The sequence below is a fragment of the Curvibacter sp. PAE-UM genome, from assembly GCF_001432305.1.
Classification (GTDB): Bacteria; Pseudomonadota; Gammaproteobacteria; order Burkholderiales; family Burkholderiaceae_C; genus Hylemonella.
Genome location: NZ_KQ483358.1, coordinates 2,492,128 through 2,514,819, shown reverse-complemented (window position 1 = coordinate 2,514,819; position 22,692 = coordinate 2,492,128). Strand labels below are relative to the sequence as shown.

Below are 22,692 nucleotides of genomic sequence, written 5' to 3'. Positions count from 1 at the left end.
GTCATGGCCAAGCAATATTACGAATTCAAGCCTTACAACGTTGGCCGCTGGATCATCTGGGGTTTCTTTGCCCTGCTGCTGCTCTTTGTGCCCAAGCTGTTCACCAGCAGCCTGTCGGTGACCATGCTCTCGCAGATGGGCATCGCCATCATCGCCTGCCTGTCCTACAACATCCTGCTGGGGCAGGGCGGCATGCTGAGCTTCGGCCACGCGGTCTATTCGGGCCTGGGCTCCTACATGGCCATCCATGCCCTGAACATGGTCAGCAAGGGAACCCTGCCCATCCCCGTGAGCCTGCTGCCCATCATTGGCGGCTTCGCCGGTATGGGTTTTGCGGTGCTCTTTGGTTATGTGACGACACGCAAGTCCGGCACACCCTTTGCGATGATCACGCTGGGCCTGGCCGAGCTGGTGTTCGCCATGTCGCTGATGTTCTCGGAGTTCTTCGGCGGCGAGGCCGGCGTCTCGGGCAACCGGGTCGTGGGATCATCCGTCTTCGGCATCAGCTTCGGGCCGGGGACCCAGGTCTACTACCTGATCGCGGTCTACACCTTCGTCTGCGTGGCGCTCATGTTCGCCTTCACCCGCACGCCTCTGGGCCGCATCCTCAATGCCGTGCGTGACAACCCGGAGCGGGTGGAGTTCATCGGCTACAGCACCCAGCGCGTGCGTTACATGGCCTTCATCATCTCGGGCTTTTTTGCCGGCATCGCGGGGGGACTGGGTGTTATCCTGTTCGAGATCGTCACGGCCGAAGTGGTGAGCGGAATACGCTCCGGCGCCTACCTGCTGTTCACCTTCCTGGGCGGCGCCACCTTCTTCTTCGGTCCCATCATCGGCGGGGTGCTGATGGTGCTGGCCTCGGTGCTGCTGTCGGAGATCACCAAGGCCTGGCTGCTGTACCTCGGCCTGATCTTCGTGTTCATGGTGATGTACGCCCCAGGCGGCATCGCCAGCCTGTTCATGATGAACCTGCGCGTGGCCAGTTTCGGTTTCCTGCGCAAGCTCTGGGTCAGCTACCTGGGCCTGGCCATCTCGGCCCTGGTCCTGCTGGTGGGGGCGGCGGTGCTGATCGAGATGGTCTACCACCTGCAGCTCAATCTTTCCCTGGGGCCGGAGCTGCGTTTCATCGGCATCCCGCTCAATGCGCACAGCCCGGACCACTGGTTCGGCGGAGCCTTCGTGATGCTGACGGGGCTGGGCCTGTTCGAGCTCTGTCGCCGGCACTATGTGCATGAATGGGGCGAGGTCCAGGAGGATATCGAGAAGGAAATCAAGCGGAGGGAAGCGCTATGAGCGGGGCAGACCACATGAAGCAGCCCGCACTGGAGCTCAAGGATTTGCGCAAGAGTTTTGGCAAGACCGAAATCATCCGTGGTGTCGATCTGGCGGTGCAAGCCGGCGAACGTGTGGCCGTGATCGGCCCCAACGGTGCCGGCAAGTCCACGCTGTTCAACCTGATCAGCGGGCGTTTCGGCCCCACCAGCGGCGAGGTCCTGCTGCACGGCAAGCGCATCGACGGCATGAAGCCCTACGAGATCAACCGCATGGGCCTGGCACGCAGCTTCCAGATCACCAACATCTTCCCCAAGCTCAGTGTGTTCGAGAACCTGCGTTGTGCCGTGCTCTGGAGCCTGGGTTACCGCTACACCTTCTTCAAGTTCCTGGCCGACCTGGAAGACGCCAACGACCGCACCGAGGAACTGCTGGAGATGATCCGCCTGGACAAGAAGCGCGACATCCTGGCCGTGAACCTGACTTATGCCGAACAGCGCGCGTTGGAGATCGGCGTCACCATCGCCGGCGGCGCCAGCGTGATCCTGCTGGACGAGCCCACGGCCGGCATGAGCAAGAGCGAGACTACGCGATTCATCAAGCTGATCCGCGAGGTCACCGAGGGCAAGACCCTGCTGACGGTGGAGCACGACATGGGCGTGGTGTTCGGCCTGGCCGACAAGATCGCCGTGGTGGTCTATGGCGAGCTGCTGGCCTTCGACACACCGGAAGCGGTGCGCTCCAATGCGCGCGTGCAGGAGGCCTACCTGGGCTCGCCCGTGGCCGATTCGCAGGCGGGGGGACATTGATATGACGGCTTTGCTCAAAGTTGAGAGCCTGCACGCCTTTTATGGCAAGAGCCATGTGCTGCATGGTGTGCATTTCGAGGTGCAGCCCGGCGAGATCGTGGCCCTGCTGGGGCGCAACGGCTCGGGCCGCTCGACCACGGCCAAGGCGGTCATGGGCCTGGTGGACTGCGCGGGCAGCGTGAAATGGCGGGGCGAGGAGATCCAGGGCAAGAAGGCCTTCGAGATTGCGCACCTCGGTGTCGGCTACGTACCGGAAAACCGGGAGATATTCCCCGACCTGACCGTGCACCAGAACCTGATGCTGGGCGAGAAGGGCCGGGGCCGCAAGAGCCGCTGGAGTTTCGACGACATGTACGCCATGTTCCCGCGCCTCAAGGAACGCCAGCACACCGAGGCCGGCGTGCTCTCGGGCGGCGAGCAGCAGATGCTGACCCTGTGCCGCACCCTCATGGGCGACCCGGACCTCATCATCATCGACGAGCCGACCGAAGGTCTGGCGCCCAAGATCGTGGAACTGGTGGGCCAGTACCTGAAGACGCTCAAGGACCGCGGCATCTCGGTGCTGCTGATCGAGCAGAAACTGACCATCGCCATGGCCATCTCCGACCGCGCCCTGGTCATGGGGCACGGCAGCATCGTCTTCGAGGGCACCCCCGAAGCGCTGCGCAACGACAGCTATACCCGCAAGGAGTGGCTGGAAGTCTGAAAACTTGTGAATAAATCTACTGCGCGACCCGATTGCCGCGTTGGGCGGTGTTGGCTCCGGCCGCTGCGCTTAACTTTTGCCGTGCAAAAGTTAGCCTACGCCGCAACTGCGTTGTCACCATCCTCACGTACAGGAAGTACGTTCCGGTGGCTGCGCTCCGTCCGCCTTGCCCTCGGGCCGCTCGCTACGATTTCTTCACAAGTTTGGAGGGCTGTGCGCCGGCACAGTGGAGAGCTTGTCCCAGCCGTGACAAACCCTCGTTGCATCGCAACATAAACCTTTTACAATCAAAAATCGAACGATCGTTCTATTTTCTGAGCCACCCGAGGAACGCAAGCATGAGCGCTGAATACAAGGTGCATGGCGACGTCGCCGTGATCACGCTGAACAACCCGCCCGTCAATGGCCTGGGCTACGAAACCCGCAAGGGCATCACCGAGGCGCTGGCCAAGGCCAACGCCGATGGCGCCGTCAAGGCCATCGTCATCACGGGCGCCGGCAAGGCATTCTCGGGCGGTGCCGACATCAAGGAATTCGGCACGCCCAAGGCCCTGCAGGAACCGAACCTGCTGAGCGTCATCCTGGCGATCGAGAATTCGGCCAAGCCCGTGGTGGCCGCCATGCACACCATCGCCATGGGCGGCGGTCTGGAATTGCCCCTGGGCTGCCATTACCGTATTGCCGCGCCGGGCTGCAAGGTCGCGCTGCCTGAAGTGAAACTGGGGCTGATCCCCGGCGCCGGCGGCACGCAGCGCCTGCCGCGTGCGCTGGGTGTGGAGCCCGCGCTGAACATGATCGTCAGCGGCGAGCCCGTGCCCAGCGAGATGCTGCTCATGGTGCCGGGCCAGAAGCTGTTCGACAAGCTGGCCAAGTCCAACGAGTCCCTGATGGACGAGGCGATGGCGTTGGCCCGCGAGAAGGCCGATGTACGTCCCTTGCCGCTGGTGCGCAACCTGCCGGCCAAGCACCCGCTGGGCGATGCCTACTTCCAGTTCGCCCGCAATATGGTGGGTGGCATGAGCAAGAATTTCCCGGCGCCGCTGAAATGCATCGACGCCGTCGAGGCCGCCACCAAGAAGAAGTTCGACGACGGCCTGCTCTTTGAGCGCGAGATCTTCATCAACCTGATGTGGACGCCCGAGTGCCGCGCACTGCGCCACATCTTCGCGGCCGAGCGCGCCGCCTCCAAGATCCCGGACGTGCCGGAAGACACCCCGAAGCGCGAGATCAAGGCTGTCGCCGTGATCGGCGCCGGCACCATGGGTGGTGGCATCACCATGAACTTCCTGAATGCCGGCATCCCCGTGAAGATGCTGGAGATGAAGCAGGAGGCCCTGGACCGCGGCCTCGCCACCATCCGCAAGAACTATGAAGCCCAGGTCACCAAGGGCAAGCTCAAGCAGGACAAGTACGAGCAGCGCATGGCCCTGCTCTCGACCACGCTGAACTACGCGGATCTGAAGGACGCCGACCTCGTGATCGAGGCCGTGTTCGAGGAGATGGGTGTCAAGGAAGCCGTGTTCAAGAAGCTCGACGAGGTGATGAAACCCGGTGCTATCCTGGCTTCCAACACCTCCACGCTGGACGTCAACAAGATCGCCTCCTTCACCAAGCGCCCGCAGGACGTGGTGGGCCTGCATTTCTTCAGCCCGGCCAATGTGATGAAGCTGCTGGAAGTGATCCGCGGCGCGAAAACGGCCAAGGACGTGCTGGCCACCGTGATGGCCGTGGCCAAGACCATCAAGAAGACCGCGGTGGTCTCGGGTGTCTGCGACGGTTTCATCGGCAACCGCATGATCGAGCAGTACAGCCGCCAGGCCGGTTTCCTGATCGAGGAGGGCGCCACGCCCGAGCAGGTCGACAAGGCGGTCGAGAAATTCGGCTTCGCCATGGGCCCCTTCCGCATGGGCGACCTGGCGGGCAACGACATTGGCTGGGCCATCCGCAAGCGTCGGTATGTGGAGAAGCCGAACATGAAGTACAGCAAGACGGCCGACCTGCTCTGCGAACTGGGTCGTTACGGCCAGAAGACCGGCGCCGGCTGGTACGACTACAAACCGGGCAAGCGCGACGCCATCCCCAGCCCGCTGGTGGTGGACATGATCGAGAAGCACCGCAAGGACATGGGTATCACCCCGCGCAAGATTTCTGACGAGGAAATCGTGCAGCGCCTGGTCTACGCCCTGGTCAACGAAGGCGCGCATATCCTGGAAGAGGGCATCGCCTCGCGCGCCAGCGACATCGACATGGTCTATCTGACTGGCTACGGCTTTCCCATCCACCGTGGTGGCCCCATGCAGTATGCCGACACCATCGGCCTGTTCAACGTGGCGCAGAGCATGCAACGCTTCGCCCAGAACCCACTGGACGACGCCAAGTTCTGGCAGCCCGCGCCCCTCTTGGCCAAGCTGGTCGCCGAAGGCAAGAGCTTCAACGGCTGAGCCGAGCCCTAGATCTGGAGATTAAGACATGACATCCGCCGTTATCGTTTCCACCGCCCGCACCCCCCTGGCCAAGAGCTGGAAGGGCGCTTTCAACATGACCCATGGCGCCACCCTGGGCGGCCATGCCGTGCAGCACGCCATCCAGCGCGCCGGCATCGATGCCGCCGAGGTGGAAGACGTGATCATGGGCTGCGCCACGCCCGAGGGCGCCACCGGCTCCAACATCGCGCGCCAGATCGCCCTGGCTGCGGGCTGCCCGGTCACCGTCTCGGGTGTCACGGTCAATCGTTTTTGTTCCTCGGGCCTGCAGACCATCGCCATGGCCGCGCAACGCATCATCGCCGGCGAGGGAGATGTCTTTGTTGCCGGTGGCGTCGAGAGCATCTCCTGCGTGCAGAACGAAGCCAACCGCCACATGATCACGGACCCGGCCCTGCTCAAGGCCAAGCCCGAGATCTACTGGAACATGCTGCAGACCGCCGAGCAGGTGGCCAAGCGCTACAACATCGGTCGCGACGTGATGGACGAGTACGGCGCCGCCAGCCAGCAGAGGGCCTGCGCGGCCCAGGCCGCCGGCCTGTTCAACGCCGAGATCGCTCCCATCACGGTGACGGCCGGCGTGGCCGACAAGACCCTGGGCCTCATCACCAAGAAGGTCACGATCAGCGCCGACGAAGGCCTGCGCGAAGGCACGACGAAAGAGGGCATCAGCGGCATCAAGCCGGCCATGCCAGGCGGTGTGATCTCTGCCGGCAATGCCAGCCAGTTCTCCGACGGCGCGGGTGCTTGCGTGCTCATGAGCGAAGAGCTGGCCAGCAAACGCGGTTTCAAGCCCCTGGGCCGGTTCCTGGGTTTTGCCGTGGCCGGTTGCGAGCCCGACGAGATGGGTATTGGCCCCGTTTTTGCCGTGCCCAAGGTGCTCAAGCGCCTGGGTCTGAAGGTGTCGGACATCGATCTCTGGGAACTGAACGAAGCCTTCGCCGTGCAGGTGCTCTACTGCCGCGACAAGCTGGGCATCCCGGCCGACCGCCTGAACGTCAACGGCGGCGCCATCGCCGTGGGCCATCCCTACGGCGTCAGCGGCCAGCGCCTGACCGGCCACGCCCTGATCGAAGGCAAGCGCCGTGGCGCCAAGCGTGTGGTGGTCACCATGTGCATCGGTGGTGGTATGGGCGCAGCCGGGGTCTTCGAAGTCCTGTAAAACCCGACGCATCGCGCCATGAGCTACCGGCAGACCCTCGACTTCCTTCTCTACCAGTGGCTCGCGGCCGATGCGCTGAATGAGCGTGAGCGTTTCGCGGACCACAACCGCGAAACCTTCGACGCCGTGCTCGACACCTGCGAACGCATCGCACGCGAGAAGTACGCACCGTTCAACCGCACGGTCGATATCGAAGAGCCGCGCTTCGACGGCGAGAAGGTGATCCTGCCGCAGGCGACCCACGAGGCGCAGAAGGCCTACGCGGCCTCGGGCATGCTCAGCGCGGCGCAGGATTACGAGGTGGGCGGCATGCAGCTGCCCTATACCGTGGAGGCCGCGGCCAATTCCTTCTTCGCCATGGCCTCGATCAGCATCGGCTCGGGCCTGCTGACTTCGGGCAATGCCAACCTGCTGATGGCACACGGCACGGATCTGCAGAAAGAGGTCTTCGCAAAGAACGAGTTCGCGGGGCGTTTCTCCGGCACCATGTGCCTGAGCGAGCCGCAGGCGGGATCGTCCCTGAGCGACATCGCCACGCGCGCTTTGCCCGACGGTACCGATTACCAGAACGACCCCCTGGGTCCGCGCTACCGCCTCAAGGGCAACAAGATGTGGATCTCGGCCGGTGAACACGAGCTGACCGAAAACATCATCCACCTGGTGCTGGCCAAGATCCCCGGCCCGGATGGCAAGACCATCCCCGGCACACGCGGCATCTCGCTTTTCATCGTGCCCAAGAAACTGGTCGATACCCAGGGCCAGCTGACCGGAGAGCGCAACGACGTGGCCCTGGCCGGCCTGAACCACAAATGCGGCTGGCGCGGCACCACCAACACCTTGCTGAACTTCGGCGAAGGCAAGTACCCCGTGCGCGGCGAGGCCGGGGCCGTCGGCTACCTGGTCGGCCAACCCGGCCAGGGCCTGCGCTGCATGTTCCACATGATGAACGAGGCGCGCATCGGCATCGGCATGGCGGCCACCATGCTGGGCATGGCCGGTTACCAGGCCAGCCTGGAGTACGCGAAGAACCGGCCGCAAGGCCGTCCCATGGGACCGGCTGGAAAAGATGCCGCCCAACCCCAGATCCGCATCATCGAACACGCCGATATCAAGCGCATGCTGCTGGCGCAAAAGGCGTATTGCGAGGGCTCCCTGGCCCTCCAGCTCTATTGCGCGCGCCTGGTCGACGAGCAGCACAGCGGCAAGCCCGAGGACGCCGACGAGGCGCGCCTGCTGCTGGAGGTGCTGACGCCCATTGCCAAGAGCTGGCCCAGTGAATGGTGTCTGGAAGCGAATTCCCTGGCCATCCAGATCCACGGCGGCTACGGCTACACACGCGATTTTCCGGTGGAGCAATACTGGCGCGACAACCGCCTGAACATGATCCATGAGGGCACGCATGGCATCCAGGCCCTGGACCTGCTGGGGCGCAAGGTGCTGATGGAGGAGGGCCGCGGCCTGCAGCTGCTGGCGGGGCGCATGACGGCCACGATCCAGCGGGCACAGGCACAGGCCGAACTGGCGCCCTACGCCGCGCAACTGGCCCAGGCTCTGCAGCAGGTCGGCACGACGACGAGAGCAGCCTGGTCCACCGGCCGGCCCGGCGAGGCCCTCGCCAATGCCGTGCCCTACTTGCAGGCTTTCGGCCACACGGTGCTGGCCTGGATCTGGCTGGAGGTTGCCTTGGCGGCCCAGCCGGACAGTCAGGACATGGCCCAGCGCGGCCGCCTGCTCGCGACCCGCTTTTTCTTCCGATATGAATTGCCGAAAATTGGCGCCTGGCTTAAGGTGGTGGAATCCCGTGACATGACGTGTGCGGAATTTCCCGAAGAGGCGTTCTGATGGCAACTGAAATCAACAAACTCCGCGTCGAGCGGCTGGTCTGGATACTTGTCTACGGCGGGCTGCTGGCGCTGGTCCTGGGCATGTTCGTGCAGCGTTACGACAGGCTGTTGGCCGACATCCTCCAGATCGGCGGCACCATCGTCGCGGGCACCGGGGCCCTGCTGATCTGGGTCCGCTCCCGCATGAAATAAGCAAGGAACCAAGGCAGACCACCATGACACGCAGCATCCAGCAACTCTTCGACCTCAAGGGCAAGACGGCCCTGATCACCGGCGGCTCACGCGGCCTGGGCCTGCAGCTGGCCCAGGCGCTGGGTGAAGCCGGAGCACGCATCATGATCAGCGCCCGCAAGGCCGACGAGCTGGAGGTGGCGGTGGCCGACCTGCAGGCCGCCGGCATCGACGCGCGCTGGATCGCCGCCGACTGCGCCCGCGAAGACGACATCCACCGCCTGGCCGATGAAACCATGCAGCGCATGGGCGAGGTGGACATCCTGGTCAACAACGCCGGTGCCGCCTGGGGCGCGCCCGCCGAGGACCACCCGATTCCCGCCTGGGACAAGGTGATGAACCTCAACATCCGCGGCTATTTCATCCTGAGCCAGGTGATCGGCAAGAAGAGCATGATCCCGCGCAAGTCGGGCCGCATCATCAATGTGGCGTCCATCGCCGGCCTGGGCGGCAACCCGCCCGAGATGACCACCATCGCCTACAACACCTCCAAGGGCGCGGTGATCAACTTCACGCGCGCGCTGGCCGCCGAATGGGGCAAGTACAGCATCAACGTCAACGCCATCTGCCCGGGTTTTTTCCCGAGCCGGATGACGGCCGGAACCCTCGAAGCCTGGGGCGTGGAGAACCTGAAAAAACACGCACCGCTGCAGCGCCTGGGCGACGACGAGGACCTCAAGGGCCTGTGCGTGCTCTACGCCTCGGCTGCCGGCAAGCACATCACCGGCCAGTGGCTGGCGGTGGATGGTGGCGTGAGCTGTGTGACCGGAGGTTGAGGACATGTCGATTCCCTTTGGCGTGCGCATTCCCTTTGTCGATCACCTGGGCTTCACCCTCGAGCGCTTCGAGGGCGGCCAGTCCGAACTCCATTACGAACCCAAACCCGAGCACCTGAACTCCTTTGCCGTCACGCACGGCGGCGCCACCATGACGCTGATGGACGTGGCCATGGCCACGGCAGCGCGTAGCGTTCAGCCCGACATGGGCGTGGTGACCATCGAGATGAAGACCAGCTTCATGCAGGCCGCGCGTGGCAAGCTCACGGCCAAGGGCCGCCTGATCCACCGCACCGCCACGCTGGCCTTCACCGAGGCCACGATCTTCGACGCCGAGGGCAAGCCTTGTTCGCACGCCACCGGCACCTTCAAGTACGTCAGGCGCCTGCCCACCGGCCCCAGGGACAGCAACGCGCTCAACGTGATTTCCACCGACTGACCTAGACATACTGAGAGACACCATGCCCGCAAACCGCCAGATCCTGCTCGACAACCGCCCCGAGGGCGAAGCCACCACGAGCAACTTCAAGCTCGTCACCACCCAGACGCCCGCGCTGCAGGATGGCCAGGTGCTGGTGCGCCACCATTACCTGAGCCTGGACCCGTACATGCGCGGGCGCATGAACGACAGCAAGAGCTACGCCCAGCCGCAGCCCCTGGGCGAGGTCATGATCGGCGGCACCGTGGGTGAGGTGCTGGAGAGCCGCCATCCCAAGTTCGCCGTGGGTGACAAGGTGGTGGGCATGGGCGGCTGGCAGGAGTACAGCGTGGTCGACGCCAACCAGCCGGGCGCCGTGCGCAAGGTGGACACCACCCATGTGCCCCTGAGCCACTACCTGGGTGCGGTGGGCATGCCCGGCGTGACAGCCTGGTACGGCCTGGTCAAGATCATCAACCCCAAGGCCGGCGAGACCATGGTGGTCAGCGCCGCCACCGGCGCCGTGGGCAGCGCCTATGGCGCGCTGGCCAAGGCACGTGGCTGCCGCGTGGTGGGCATTGCCGGCGGCAAGGACAAGTGCGACTACGCGGTCAATGAGCTGGGCTTCGACGCCTGCATCGACTACAAGCAGCACAAGGACGCGGGTTCGCTGTCCAAGGCGCTCAAGCAGGCCTGCCCCAACGGTATCGACGGTTATTTCGAGAACGTGGGTGGTTTGGTGCTGGACGCCGTGCTGCTGCGCATGAACGCCTTCGGCCGTATCGCGGTCTGCGGCATGATCGCCGGCTACGACGGCCAGCCCATGCCCCTGGCCAACCCGGCGCTGATCCTGGTCAACCGCCTCAAGATCGAAGGTTTCATCGTCAGCGAGCACATGGAAATCTGGCCCGAGGCGCTCAAGGAGCTGGGCATGCTGGTCGGTACCGGCAAGCTGCGCCCGCGCGAGAGCGTGGCCCCGAACCTGGAAGCCGCACCCGAGGCTTTCCTGGGCCTGCTCAAGGGCAAAAACTTCGGCAAGCAACTGGTCAAGCTGATCTAGGCGTTGCCATGAACCATGCTCCGCACCCGCAGCAAGGCGATGGAGCAGGGCGGGCCCTCGCCAAAGCGGGCGAGGAGTTCCGCGACGATCTGCGCGCACCGGGTAGCCGCAATGCCCATGCCCGACGCCTGCTGTCGGCCGAGGAGCTGGCACCGCTCACCACGCTGTCGGATGGCCGCTCGATGCTGGCCGTCCTGCAGACGGTGCTGCAGGCCGCCGCCGGCATGGCCCTGGCCTGGTTTGCCTGGGCAACGTGGTGGTGGTGGTTGGGGGGCCTGGCCGGCCTGGTGCTGATCGGCGTGGCCCAGCATGGCCTGTTCATCCTGGCGCACGAAGCAGCGCATTACCGTCTCCTGTCTAACCGTGCGCTCAACGATGGGCTGGGCCGCCTGATCGGCATGAGCGGTGGTGTCTCCATGTGCACCTACCGCGTCACGCACCGCCTGCACCACAACAACCTCTACGGTCCCGAAGACCCGGACACCGCCATCCACGGCGGCTACCCGCGTGGCAAGGCCTATCTCTGGAAGAAGCTGGGGCAGGACCTGATCGGCTGGAACGCGTGGAAAACCTACGCCTACTTCTTCGGCTCGCCGGCGATCAACGAGGACACGAAGCGGCGCATCTCCCCTCTGGACGACACCTCGCCGCAGCTGCGCGCTGCGGCCCGGCGTGATCGCTGGGGCGTGGTGGCCTTTCATCTGCTGGCGCCGGCCTGCGCCGCGTTCATTGGCGGCCTCGACGGCCTGCTGGTCTACCTGGCCCTGTGGACCCTGCCTCTGCTCACGACATTGCAGCCCATCCTGCGCCTGCGCGCCATCTGCGAACACGGCGCGGTGAACGATCTCACATCACCGCTGACCGCAGCGCGTACCAACCGGACCTGGGGCAATGTGGGCAACTGGGTCGGGCGCTTTTTCCTGTTCCCGCACCACGTGAACTACCACCTGGAACACCACCTGTACCCGGCCGTGCCCCATTACAACTTGCCGCGCCTGCACCGGCTGCTGGAAGAAAAGAGGGCGCTGGGCGAGGCCGAGGTGCGCGATATCCGCGAGACCTGGTCCTGGATCTTTGCACCGAGGAAAACCCGTGGCTGAACTGATCCTGCACCATTACGCCTCGTCGCCATTTTCGGAAAAGATCCGGCTGATCCTGGGCTGGAAACAGCTGGCCTGGAAATCGGTCATCGTGCCGAGCATCCTGCCCAAGCCGGACGTGATGGCTCTGACCGGCGGCTACCGCAAGACACCCTTCCTGCAGATCGGCTCGCACATCTATTGCGACACCGCCCTGATCTGCGACGTGCTGGAGCACCTGCAGCCCGAACCCGCGCTTTACCCGGCCGCACACAAGGGCCTGGCGCGTGTGGTGGCCCAGTGGGCCGACGAGCGCCTGTTCTGGGCGGCCATGAGCTACAACTTCCAGCCCAAGGGCATCGCCCAGGTCTTCGGCGGTGGCGCACCCGAGCAATGGGGCCCGATCGCCAAGACCTTTGGCGAAGACCGCGCGCGCATGCGCACGGCCGTGCCTCGTGCGCCCGCGCCCGACGCCGCGGCGGCCTATCGCAGTTATCTGCGCCGGCTGTCCGACATGCTGCACGCGCAGCGCTACCTGCTGGGTGACACACCCTGCGTGGCCGACTTCGCGGCCTACCACCCGCTCTGGTTCACGCAGACCCAGACCCCGGCGATGGCCGGTATCCTTGAAGCCACGCCCGCGGTCCAGGCCTGGATGGCGCGTCTGGCCGCCATCGGGCACGGCAGTCGCACTGAGCTGGACGCCGCTGCTGCCATTGCGCACTGTGCGGCGTCACAGGGTGTGGGCGCCGTGCTGGCTGACCAGCCGTTCCAGGACGAGCACGGTTTTCCCCTGGGCAGTCGCGTGAGCATCAGCAGCGACAGCTTCGGCCCCGAGCCGAGCAGCGGAGAGCTGGTGGCTGCCACCCGCATGCATTACACGATCCGCCGCGTTGATGAGCGTGCAGGCGTGGTCCACGTCCATTTCCCCCGCATCGGCTACGTATTGAAAAAGGAAGAGACATGATCAAGGATTTCGCCGGCAAGACCGCTGTGCTGACCGGTGCCGGTTCCGGCTTCGGGCTGGAGTGCGCGCGCATCGGCGCCCGCCTGGGCATGAAACTGGTGCTGGCCGACGTGCAGCAGGATGCGCTGGACCGTGCCGTGGCAGAGATGAAGGCGACCGGCGCCGAGGTGCTGGCCCAGCAGGTCGACGTCTCCGATGCCGCGCAGATGGAGCATCTCGCGCGCCGTGTCCAGGAGCGCTTCGGCGCACCGCACCTCGTCTTCAACAACGCTGGCGTCGGCGCCGGCGGCCTGGTCTGGGAAAACACCGTGCAGGACTGGCAGTGGGTGCTGGGTGTCAACCTCTGGGGCGTGATCCATGGCGTGCGCCTGTTCACGCCCATGATGCTGGAGGCCGCAAAGAAGGACCCAGGCTACCGTGGTCACATCGTCAACACCGCCAGCATGGCCGGCCTGCTGAACCCGCCCAATATGGGCGTCTACAACGTCAGCAAGCATGCCGTGGTCTCGCTCAGCGAGACCCTGTACCAGGACCTGGCCCTGGTGACGCAGCAGGTGGGTGCCTCGGTGCTGTGCCCCTATTTCGTGCCCACCGGCATCCACCAGAGCGAACGCAACCGGCCGGGCGAACTGGCCATGGCCAAGCCCACGCGCAGCCAGCTCATCGGCCAGGCCATGAGCGACAAGGCGGTGAGTTCGGGCAAGGTGACGGCAGCCGAGGTGGCGCAGAAGGTCTTCGACGCGGCAGCAGCAGGGCAGTTCTATATCTACAGCCATCCCAAGGCCATCGCCTCGGTGCAGACGCGCCTGGAAGACATCATGCAGGCGCGCAACCCGACCGATCCTTTTGCCCACAAGCCCGAGCTGGGCGAGGAACTGCGCCAGGCGTTGCGCGCAGCCGCGGCCTGAGCGCGCAGGGCAGAGGCTCCGAACTTGTGAAGAAATCGTAGCGAGCGGCCCGAGCGCAAGGCGGACGGAGCGCAGGAACCGGAACGTACTTCCTGTACGTGAGGATTCCGACAACGCAGTTGCGGCGTAGGCTAACTTTTGCTATGCAAAAGTTAAGCGCAGCGGCCGGAGCCAACACCGCCCAACGCGGCGATCGGGCCGCGCAGTAGATTTATTTGCAAGTTCTCAGTGGATCTTGGGGGGCGACTGCTTGTCGTTGTCGATCAGCAGGTCAAGCTGGGCCAGCGGGTTGTTCTGCCGGTCCTGAGCTTCGACAAAATGCAGCAGCTCGACGTTCTTGATGAAGCTGGCGGCCGAGCTGACCTCGAGGATCTTCTCTGGCGCCATGGGACGCGCCACGGCATAACCCTGCACATAGTCGACACCGATTTCCGCCAGGGCCTGCACCGTGGCGGCATCCTCGGCCCATTCGGCGATGGTTTTCATGCCCAGGTTGCGCGCCAGGTTGACGATGGCCTCGACGATGGACACATTGGCCGGGTGCTGGTTCATGTTGACCACGAAGCTGCCGTCGATCTTGAGCAGGTCTGCGGGCAACTCCTTGAGGTAGGAGAAGGACGTGTAGCCGGCCCCGAAATCATCCAGCGCCACCCGGGCGCCGTAGCTGCGCACCTTGTCGATGAAACGGCGCGTGTTCTTGAGGTCGTGCAGGGCGATGCTCTCGGTGATCTCGATGCACAGGAAGCTGGAGACGTGGCTGTTGCGGCGCAGGATGTCGAACACCTCCTGCATGAACTCCTCGTCATTGAGCGAGGCGCCGCTGAGATTGATGCAGACGAACTGTGTGCGCAGCAGCTTGGCCCGATGCTGGTCCAGCCAGGCCACGGTGGTGGACAGCACCCAGTGGTCGATCTTGCTCATGCGTCCACTGTCCTCGGCCGCGGCAATCACGCGGCTGACCGGGACCAGGTTCCCGGCGGTATCCCGCATGCGCAGCAGTACCTCGAAGTTGAGCGCATCGTTCGGTCGGGTCAGCGACATGATGGGCTGCATTTCGAGGAAGAGGCCGGCAATGGTTTCGCTCGCTGAGAGCTCGCCGATCAGCCGGATTTCAGCCTGATGCTCCCGGAAGGCCGGGGAGTCCTGTTCGTACACGACCAGCCCGCGGTACTGGCCGGTCTTGGCTTCGCGGCAGGCACGATCGGAGGTGGAGAGCACCTCCTTGAACGGAGCGCCTGGACTGACCTCGATCAGGCCGATGGAGCCGCGCACATAGAAGGCCTTCTCGCCGACGCGGAAGGGTTTCTCGTCGATGCTGTCGATGATGCCGCGACTGATCACCGTGGCCAGCGGCATGCGCGTGTCTGACAGCAGGATGACGAACTCGTCCCCACCGACACGTCCCAGTCGCATCTGGCCTGCCAGCAGGCTGTTGACGCGGTGGCAGACCTGTCGCAGCACCTCGTCGCCGGCGTTGTGGCCGTAGAGGTCGTTGATGAGCTTGAAGCGGTCCAGGTCCAGGTAGGCCAGGGCCAGGGGGTGCGCATCGTCGATGGCAGCCACCGCTTCGTTGAACGCCTTCTCGACACCGCGGCGATTCAGCACTTTGGTCAGCGCATCGTTGTCGGCCAGGAAATTCAGTTCCTCGGCGGCGATGGACTTGTCGGTCACATCCTGGAGGGAGCCTTCGATCTTGTCGCCGGCCAGGGCGGCCTTGACCAAGTAGCGACGTGGCGCCTCGAACCCGGTCACATCCATCTGGCTGCGGATTTCGATATCACTGTCGGGCTGGTTCTGTGCCAGATCGAGCAGCGCGTTCCAGATGTTAGCGCCGAAATATTGCTGCCACGTGTTGTGCGTGGTCTTGAAGGCCCGTGCGCCCAGCATTTTTCGCAAGGCCGGATTGATGCTCGTGAAACGGCCCTGCAGATCCAGCGTGAACATGCCGATGGGGATGGCGTCATAGGTGTGCTGCAACTGTGCCTGTGCGGCCAGTCGAGCACGGTGTTCCTGTCGCATCTGTTCAGCAATGGCCAAAGAAATCAGCAGCGCCGAAGCCAAGGTGACAATCACCGTGTTCAGGGACTCATCCAGTCCCTTGAGCCCCATGGATGCAGCAAAGATATCGAACAACGTCGATACCATGGTGACGCCAAGCGAAGCCGCATAAAGCAAGGCCACCCGATTGCGATTCACGATCACAATTCGCGCCAGGACATAAACGAAGAAAGGCGCCCACACGGCGCCCAAAGCCCACATCGTGGGCAGGAATATGTTTCGGGGCAGGAAAACGGCCGCCACAAAAAGCATCACGCACAGCCACTGGAGAATCGTGATCGGAAGCGCGTAACGCAACCGGCGAAGGTCCTCCATGAACAACTCTTTGAAGAGCGTTACCGTCAGCAAAGCCCACGCTGCGCGCGTGAATGAACGTCCCTGGGACAACCAGTCGGGTGGGACGGCATGGTTCAGCCACTGATGATCCCAGCCGCCGGCGGTGGCGCTAAGCCGTACGGTCACGATCAGCCACGCCGCGAAAACCAGATAGAGACGCTGTCGATTCAGGATCGCGGTAATCAGAACGAAAACGGCCAGGACCAGTATCCCGCCGTCGATCAGGCCGGACTTGCGATGGTAGTCACGGATCGCGATGTCGAACTTGTCGCGATCCCACAGTTCAGCACTCAATCTGGCAGGACCGACAAACGAACTGCGGCAAATCACTTCCTGCAAGGACACGGCGACAGGCATTGCATGCCCCGCCATGGCGCGATAGATCGTTTGCTCGGGGCTGTGGCCCGTTGTGCCACCGATAGGACGGAGGCCTTGCCCCTCCCAGCATTGGATGTCTACCGCATGCTTGGACGGGAATTCGACCAGTCGGGGCTGGGGGCTCGAACCCCGGTCCGGAATCTCAAAACCAAACCAGACCGGAAGTTCGGACAGGTTCGTCCTGTAGAAACTGCTCGTTGGCGCCGTGGCCAGACGGTCCTTGGCCTCTTCCACTGTCCACTGGGCCCTGGTGGGCTCAAGCACGCGCAGCTCAAGCTGGAGCTCGGATTCACTGCGGTAGAGATCTTGCCAAATGAACAACGCGGCAAACGACAAGAAGGCAATCGCAAGAGGAACCACGTAGAACGCAATGGCGTTGGATAGACGGTCCAAGCCTCGGGAAATCGCGTTCGCTACGGATAGCAGCCCTTGTGACAGTGCTGTCAAGATCGGTTCCCTTGTTTATTGTTCCATTCCAACGCCAGGAACGGACTGGCCTAGAAGTCCACATCGTCAATCGATGGATTCCGGCCCTTAGGATAGCGCGATCTCGACGCGTTTGGCTATGTTTTCAAGAAAATCAGCCCTCCGCACCTGCCGAATGTTGTGCGAAAGTCGTGTTGATCTTTTCCCTATCGGCACTCCAGCTCAGCGGCTCCAGGCAAGTGCGCTGGATGTCGGGATGCTGCGTGTAGAAGAAAAATTCCAGAAGCGGATTGTTGCTTGCGACCAGCCGGTCATGAAAGGCCCGGATCTCCAGTCCCAATACGCGGTGCGGGATGTTGTTCTGCTTGGGCAGGAAGGTCTTGCCCGGAAGCACGTCGGCAAGGGTGAGTTGTTCGTACATGCGGTCCAGTGGCGGCCTGGCACCCACCAGTATCCAGTCGATCTGATTGTGCGCACAGTACTGGTACACCGCCTTGAGAAGCAACATCCGGACCAGACGGCCGGGCAGGCCTTGGGCCACCCCCAGGCGCCGGACTTCCGCAATCGTCGTGTTGCGTAGCCCATCGGGTAAAGCGACAAACTCCTCCAGATTCAGGGGCTTGATCCGATTTGTCTGGATACGCACCGTTCCCAATGCAGATCCATCCACTTTCGATTCAGCGATCAGCAAGACCACCCCATCTTCCGTGTCGTCCCGTTCGGGCGTCTTGAGCGTCTCGGCGACCAGGGGTAAATGCCGTGCATAGGCCCGTTGACGCACTTCGATAACCTTTTTCAGATCGTCCGTATTGGTCACCTGACGCACCGTGAATGGCAGATATTGCACGTTAGCCGGCACGGCCTGATCCTCTTCGGGTTCCAGATAGGCAGGCGGGATGGCCAAGGATCGGGCAGAGACTACAGTCCCAAGAAGATTGGTCGACATAAGTGGTACCTCAGGATAAGGTTGTTGCCCGCCTGGCTGAGTCCAGCCCCCCAACGGACATGTCTCACTTTATGCCTTTGCCGTTAAAAAATTGAGTCGGGTTTTGCCTGATCCTTTTGTAGGAATTTGCCTGACAAGCGCTGTTGCGGCTGTGGCACACTCGCTGACTTTGTTTCCCTTGACCGGCCTCCCTGGCCGGTGGTTTACCCAAGAGTCATGCAGAAAATCATCGCGCAGATCGCGCAGGAAATCCGGGTTCGTGTGCAGCAGATCGAGGCCGCCGTGGCCTTGCTGGACGGGGGGGCTACGGTGCCCTTCATCGCCCGCTACCGCAAGGAAGTCACCGGTGGGCTGGACGATATCCAGTTGCGGGAGCTGGAAACCCGACTGTCCTATCTGCGGGAACTGGAAGAGCGCCGCGCCGCCGTGCTCAAGAGCATCGAGGAGCAGGGCAAGCTGACGCCCCAGCTCAGGGCTGCCATCGAGGCGGCGCCGACCAAGCAGGAACTGGAAGATCTCTACCTGCCCTATAAACAGAAGCGCCGCACCAAGGGCCAGATTGCCCGCGAAGCGGGCCTGGAACCGCTGACCGACAGGCTGTTTGCCGATCCGGGCCTGAACCCGGCCACCGAGGCCGAAGCCTTTGTCTTGAAGGACAAAACCGAGGCCGGCGACGATTTCACGACCGTGGCCGCCGTCCTGGACGGTGTGCGCGACCTGCTGTCGGAGCGCTGGGCCGAGGACGCAGCCCTGGTTCAGTCGCTAAGACTGTGGCTCTGGCAGGAGGGCCTGTTCCAGAGCAAACTGGCCAGTGGCAAGGACGAGAACCACCCCGACGTGGCCAAGTTCCGCGACTATTTTGACTACGACGAGCCCATCGGCCGTGTGCCTTCGCACCGTGCTTTGGCGGTGTTCCGCGGTCGGTCACTGGAGATGCTGGACGCCAAGCTGGTGCTGCCGGTCGAACCGGAGCCTGGCAAACCCTCGATTGCCGAAGGCAAGATCGCCCTGCACCTGGGCTGGAGCCACAAGGCCCGCCCGGGCGACGACCTGATCCGCAAGTGCGTGGCCTGGACCTGGCGCGTCAAGCTCAGCCTGTCCACCGAGCGCGACCTGTTCGCCCGCCTGCGGGAAGAAGCGGAAAAGGTGGCCATCAAGGTCTTTGCCGACAACCTGCGCGACCTGCTGCTGGCCGCGCCGGCCGGGCCGCGTGTGGTCATGGGCCTGGACCCGGGCATCCGCACCGGCGTCAAGGTGGCCGTGGTCGACGCCACCGGCAAGCTGGTGGACACCGCCACGGTCTACCCGCACGAGCCTAGATGCGACTGGGACGGCTCCCTGCACACCCTGGGCCGCCTGGTAGAGAAACACGGCGTGAACCTGATTGCGATCGGCAACGGCACGGCCAGCCGCGAGACCGACAAGCTGGCGGCCGACCTGATCAAGCTGACCGCCAAGGTGGACAAGCCCATCGAGAAGGTGGTGGTCAGCGAGGCCGGCGCCTCGGTCTATTCGGCCAGCGAATTTGCCAGCCAGGAAATGCCCGATGTGGACGTGAGCCTGCGTGGTGCCGCCAGCATTGCGCGCCGCCTGCAGGACCCGCTGGCCGAACTGGTCAAGATCGACCCCAAGTCCATCGGTGTCGGCCAGTACCAGCACGACGTCAACCAGAGCGAACTGGCACGCAGCCTGGACACCGTGGTGGAAGACTGCGTGAACTCGGTGGGCGTCGACCTCAACACCGCCAGCGTGCCGCTGCTCTCGCGTGTCTCGGGCCTGTCGGGCAGCGTGGCCAAGGCGGTGGTGCGCTGGCGCGAGGCCAATGGCGCCTTCGGCAGCCGGCAGGACCTGCTCAAGGTCACCGGCCTGGGCGCCAAGACCTTCGAGCAGAGCGCGGGTTTCCTGCGCATCCGCGGCGGCGACAACCCGCTGGACATGACGGGGGTGCACCCCGAGACCTACCCCGTGGTGGAAAAGATCATGGCGCAGACCGGCAAGCCTGTGGCCGAGCTCATGGGCCGCGCCGAGATGCTCAAGACCCTCAAGCCCGAACTGTTTGCCAACGAACAGTTCGGCGTCATCACCGTCAAGGACATCCTGGGCGAACTGGAGAAGCCGGGCCGCGACCCACGCCCCGACTTCAAGGTTGCACGCTTCAACGAGGGCGTGGATGACATCAAGGACCTGACCGAGGGCATGGTGCTCGAAGGCACGGTCAGCAACGTGGCCCAGTTCGGTGCCTTCGTCGACCTGGGGGTGCACCAGGACGGCCTGGTGCACGTGAGCCAGCTGGCCAACAAGTTCGTCAACGACGCGCGCGAGGTGGTCAAGACCGGCGACATCGTCAAGGTCAAGGTGCTGGAGGTGGACGTGGCGCGCAAGCGCATCAGCCTGACCATGAAACTCGATGCCGCGCCGGCCCGCCGCGACGCCCCTCGCGAGAACCGCTACGAAGGAGCAGGGCGGGGCCAGCAACAACCGCGCCGCGACAACGGCCCGGCGCCGCAATCGGCCATGGCCTCGGCCTTTGCCAAGCTCAAGCGCTGAGCCTCGGGGCAGGGGGCAGCGGGTGGCGTGGACCGGTTCACGCCCCTGTCGCCTGGGGGCCTCGTCACTCGACGTAGCGGGTGAGGGCAGGACATAATGGCGCCATGAGCCAGAACGATGCCCGGAGACCGTAGCCATGGAGTTGAATGCCCTGCTGGCGTCTCCGATCGTGCTGCCCAGCATCCCCAAGGTCGTCGCGCTGCTGCTCAGCGAGTTGGACCGCGGGGTCACCGACCTGAAGAACATCACCCAGCTCATCAGTACCGACCCGGCCCTGACCACGCGTGTGCTGCAGACGGCCAACACCCCCATGTTCCGGCTTTCGGGCAAGGTCAACAGCGCCGCCGAGGCCCTGGCCATCCTGGAACTTTCCCACATCCGCCACATGGCGGCCGAGGCCGCCTCGGCCGCCTCGCTCAAGGGCATCCCCGGCATCAACCTGCCGCAGTTCTGGGTCTACAGCCTCAACGTGGCCAAGCTGGCGCGTTCGCTGGCCGGCGTGACCCGGCAGAACCAGGGCGCCGCCTTCACCTGCGGCCTGATCCATGCGATCGGCGAACTGGTCATGCATGCCGGCATGCCTGCCGAAATGGCCCTGCTGAACAAGGAGATCGGGCCGCTGGATCTCAAGCGCGCCAAGGCCGAGTTCCAGCGCTTTGGCTACAACTATGCCCATGTCGGGGCGGCTTATGCACGTCAGTGGCACTTTCCCCAGCCCATCATCGACGCCCTGGAACACCAGTACGCACCGTTCTCCAACAACGTCTATGAGCCGCTGGCCGGGGTCATCCACCTCGCCACCTGGCGCGCCCGCGCCCGGGAAGCCCAGCTCAACGAGCGTGCCCTGGCCGTGACCTTTCCCGGCGAAGTGGGCGAGGTGCTGGACCTGGATATCGACATGGTCCTGCAGCAGGACCCCTTCGACTGGTCCGCCCATACCTGATGGCCGGTTTCCCCTGATTCTTCCCGCATGAAAGCCTTGAGTCTGTACGCCGGGCCGGCGGCCCGCGAGCACATCCGCCAGCATGGCCTGTTGCCCGAGCACATCCACACCATCCCGGCGGCGGCCGGCGGCCCCAAGGGACTGATCCTGGGGGCACTGGATCGCTACCTCTTCGGCCATTGGCTGCCGCAATCGGCCCAGCCGGTCGACCTGGTCGGCGCCTCGATCGGGGCCTGGCGCATGGCCACCGCCTGCCTGGACGATCCGGTGGTCGGTTTCGAGCGGCTGGAGCACGACTACATCCGCCAGCATTACGAGTTCCGGCCCGGCAACAAGCTGCCCAGCGCCCGCCATGTGAGCGAGATGTTCGGACAGAACCTGCGCTCTTTTTACGGCGGCCGTGAAGCGCAAGTGCTGCAGCATCCGCGTTACCACCTGCATGTCCTGACCTCGCGCGGCCGTCATATGTTGCGACGCGAACACGGCCTGCGCACGCCGCTGGGTTACCTGGGTGCCTTCCTCACCAATACGGTACAGCGCAAAGCCATGGGCGCCTGGCTGGAACGTGTGGTGTTTTCCACCCGCAGCGCCCCGGCGCCCGACGCACCCTGTGCCGCGCTGCCGTTTGACAGCCACGACTACCGCACCCGCCAACTGCTGCTGGATGCGGCCAACTTCTATCCGGCCCTGCAGGCCAGCTGCTCCATCCCCTTTGCGCTGCAGGCCGTGCACGACATCCCGGGCGCGCCGCCTGGCGCCTACTGGGACGGCGGCATCACCGACTACCACCTGCACCTGAACTACGCCGCGGCCCCCGATGCGGCGCAGCGGCCCGGCCTGGTGCTGTACCCGCATTTCCAGCGCGCCGTGGTGCCGGGCTGGCTGGACAAAGGATTGCCGTGGCGGCACCGGGCCACGCACCACCTGGACAACATGCTGCTGCTGGCGCCGAACCCCGAATGGATCAGGACCTTGCCCAACGGCAAGCTGCCCGACCGCAAGGACTTCACCCACTACGGCAACGACCTGGCCGCGCGTGTGCAGGTCTGGAGCCAGGCCGTGCAGATGAGCCGCCAGCTGGCCGACGAGTTCCAGGCCTGGCTGGACCAGCCGGACCTGGCGCAACTGCAGCCGCTTTGAAGGCCGCGCCTATTCCCTTTCGAGGAGCTTCCCATGCACAAGCTGATTGCCACACTCGCCGTTTTCATGCTGCTGACGGCCTGCTCGCCTGAAGTCGGCAGCAAGGCCTGGTGTGAACAACTGCAGGCCAAGCCCAAGGGCGACTGGACGGCCAACGAGGCGACCGACTACGCCAAGAACTGCCTGTTCAAGTAAGCAGA

19 protein-coding genes are annotated in these 22,692 nt (G+C 64.2%); 17 read left to right on the top strand and 2 right to left on the bottom strand.

Features of this window, described 5'->3' with window-relative positions:
• Positions 1-3 precede the first annotated feature (3 nt).
• The 13 genes from AO057_RS12160 to AO057_RS12100 all read left to right on the top strand — a co-directional run bounded on the left by AO057_RS12160 (position 4) and on the right by AO057_RS12100 (position 13,718).
• Complete coding sequence (locus AO057_RS12160; RefSeq protein ID WP_057676202.1) at positions 4-1,296, top strand: branched-chain amino acid ABC transporter permease; 1,293 nt, start codon at positions 4-6, stop codon at positions 1,294-1,296.
• Positions 1,293-2,084, top strand: a complete 792-nt coding sequence (locus tag AO057_RS12155; protein ID WP_082605541.1) for an ABC transporter ATP-binding protein — start codon at positions 1,293-1,295, stop codon at positions 2,082-2,084. Before AO057_RS12160 ends, AO057_RS12155 begins: the two co-directional genes overlap by 4 nt.
• Before the next feature lie 10 nt (positions 2,085-2,094).
• Complete coding sequence (locus AO057_RS12150; protein WP_057677277.1) at positions 2,095-2,790, top strand: ABC transporter ATP-binding protein; 696 nt, start codon at positions 2,095-2,097, stop codon at positions 2,788-2,790.
• Positions 2,791-3,128: 338 nt separating this feature from the next.
• Positions 3,129-5,231 (top strand): 3-hydroxyacyl-CoA dehydrogenase NAD-binding domain-containing protein, encoded by a 2,103-nt coding sequence (locus AO057_RS12145; protein ID WP_057676201.1) that lies wholly within the window; start codon positions 3,129-3,131, stop codon positions 5,229-5,231.
• Positions 5,232-5,259: 28 nt separating this feature from the next.
• Complete coding sequence (locus AO057_RS12140; RefSeq protein WP_057676200.1) at positions 5,260-6,435, top strand: acetyl-CoA C-acyltransferase; 1,176 nt, start codon at positions 5,260-5,262, stop codon at positions 6,433-6,435.
• Between the two features lie 18 nt (positions 6,436-6,453).
• A complete protein-coding gene (locus tag AO057_RS12135; RefSeq protein ID WP_057676199.1) occupies positions 6,454-8,277 on the top strand; it encodes an acyl-CoA dehydrogenase in 1,824 nt (607 codons plus the stop codon).
• Positions 8,277-8,471: a hypothetical protein gene (locus AO057_RS12130; RefSeq protein WP_057676198.1), complete on the top strand. Its 195-nt coding sequence runs from the start codon at positions 8,277-8,279 to the stop codon at positions 8,469-8,471. Before AO057_RS12135 ends, AO057_RS12130 begins: the two co-directional genes overlap by 1 nt.
• 23 nt (positions 8,472-8,494) lie before the next feature.
• Positions 8,495-9,286, top strand: a complete 792-nt coding sequence (locus AO057_RS12125; RefSeq protein ID WP_057676197.1) for an SDR family oxidoreductase — start codon at positions 8,495-8,497, stop codon at positions 9,284-9,286.
• A 4-nt stretch (positions 9,287-9,290) separates the two neighbouring features.
• A complete protein-coding gene (locus AO057_RS12120; RefSeq protein WP_057676196.1) occupies positions 9,291-9,725 on the top strand; it encodes a PaaI family thioesterase in 435 nt (144 codons plus the stop codon).
• A gap of 22 nt (positions 9,726-9,747) precedes the next feature.
• Positions 9,748-10,764: an NADP-dependent oxidoreductase gene (locus tag AO057_RS12115; RefSeq protein WP_057676195.1), complete on the top strand. Its 1,017-nt coding sequence runs from the start codon at positions 9,748-9,750 to the stop codon at positions 10,762-10,764.
• Positions 10,765-10,772: 8 nt separating this feature from the next.
• Complete coding sequence (locus AO057_RS12110; protein ID WP_057676194.1) at positions 10,773-11,864, top strand: fatty acid desaturase family protein; 1,092 nt, start codon at positions 10,773-10,775, stop codon at positions 11,862-11,864.
• On the top strand, positions 11,857-12,810 hold the full coding sequence (locus tag AO057_RS12105) for a glutathione S-transferase family protein (RefSeq protein ID WP_057676193.1): 954 nt from the start codon (positions 11,857-11,859) through the stop codon (positions 12,808-12,810). Before AO057_RS12110 ends, AO057_RS12105 begins: the two co-directional genes overlap by 8 nt.
• Positions 12,807-13,718, top strand: a complete 912-nt coding sequence (locus AO057_RS12100) for an SDR family oxidoreductase (protein ID WP_057676192.1) — start codon at positions 12,807-12,809, stop codon at positions 13,716-13,718. The genes AO057_RS12105 and AO057_RS12100 overlap by 4 nt, the downstream gene beginning before the upstream one ends.
• A 225-nt stretch (positions 13,719-13,943) precedes the next feature.
• Here the strand turns inward: AO057_RS12100 and AO057_RS12095 are convergent, their stop codons facing one another.
• Both AO057_RS12095 and AO057_RS12090 read right to left on the bottom strand, forming a co-directional pair.
• Positions 13,944-16,937 (bottom strand): putative bifunctional diguanylate cyclase/phosphodiesterase, encoded by a 2,994-nt coding sequence (locus AO057_RS12095; protein WP_156404547.1) that lies wholly within the window; start codon positions 16,935-16,937, stop codon positions 13,944-13,946.
• A gap of 133 nt (positions 16,938-17,070) precedes the next feature.
• Positions 17,071-17,862: an N-acyl amino acid synthase FeeM domain-containing protein gene (locus tag AO057_RS12090; RefSeq protein WP_057676191.1), complete on the bottom strand. Its 792-nt coding sequence runs from the start codon at positions 17,860-17,862 to the stop codon at positions 17,071-17,073.
• Positions 17,863-18,078: 216 nt separating this feature from the next.
• Between AO057_RS12090 and AO057_RS12085 the strand changes: the two genes are divergently transcribed.
• From AO057_RS12085 to AO057_RS17535, 4 genes are all read left to right on the top strand, one after another.
• A complete protein-coding gene (locus tag AO057_RS12085) occupies positions 18,079-20,409 on the top strand; it encodes a Tex family protein (RefSeq protein ID WP_057676190.1) in 2,331 nt (776 codons plus the stop codon).
• 136 nt (positions 20,410-20,545) lie between these two features.
• Entirely contained in the window at positions 20,546-21,352 is an 807-nt protein-coding gene (locus AO057_RS12080; RefSeq protein ID WP_057676189.1) for an HDOD domain-containing protein, read from the top strand.
• A gap of 27 nt (positions 21,353-21,379) precedes the next feature.
• Positions 21,380-22,492, top strand: coding sequence for a patatin-like phospholipase family protein (locus AO057_RS12075; protein ID WP_057676188.1), 1,113 nt, complete (start codon positions 21,380-21,382; stop codon positions 22,490-22,492).
• A 33-nt stretch (positions 22,493-22,525) separates the two neighbouring features.
• The gene (locus tag AO057_RS17535; protein ID WP_082605540.1) at positions 22,526-22,687 is read left to right on the top strand and encodes a DUF3012 domain-containing protein; all 162 of its coding nucleotides are present in this window, start codon (positions 22,526-22,528) and stop codon (positions 22,685-22,687) included.
• The last annotated feature ends 5 nt before the right edge of the window (positions 22,688-22,692 follow it).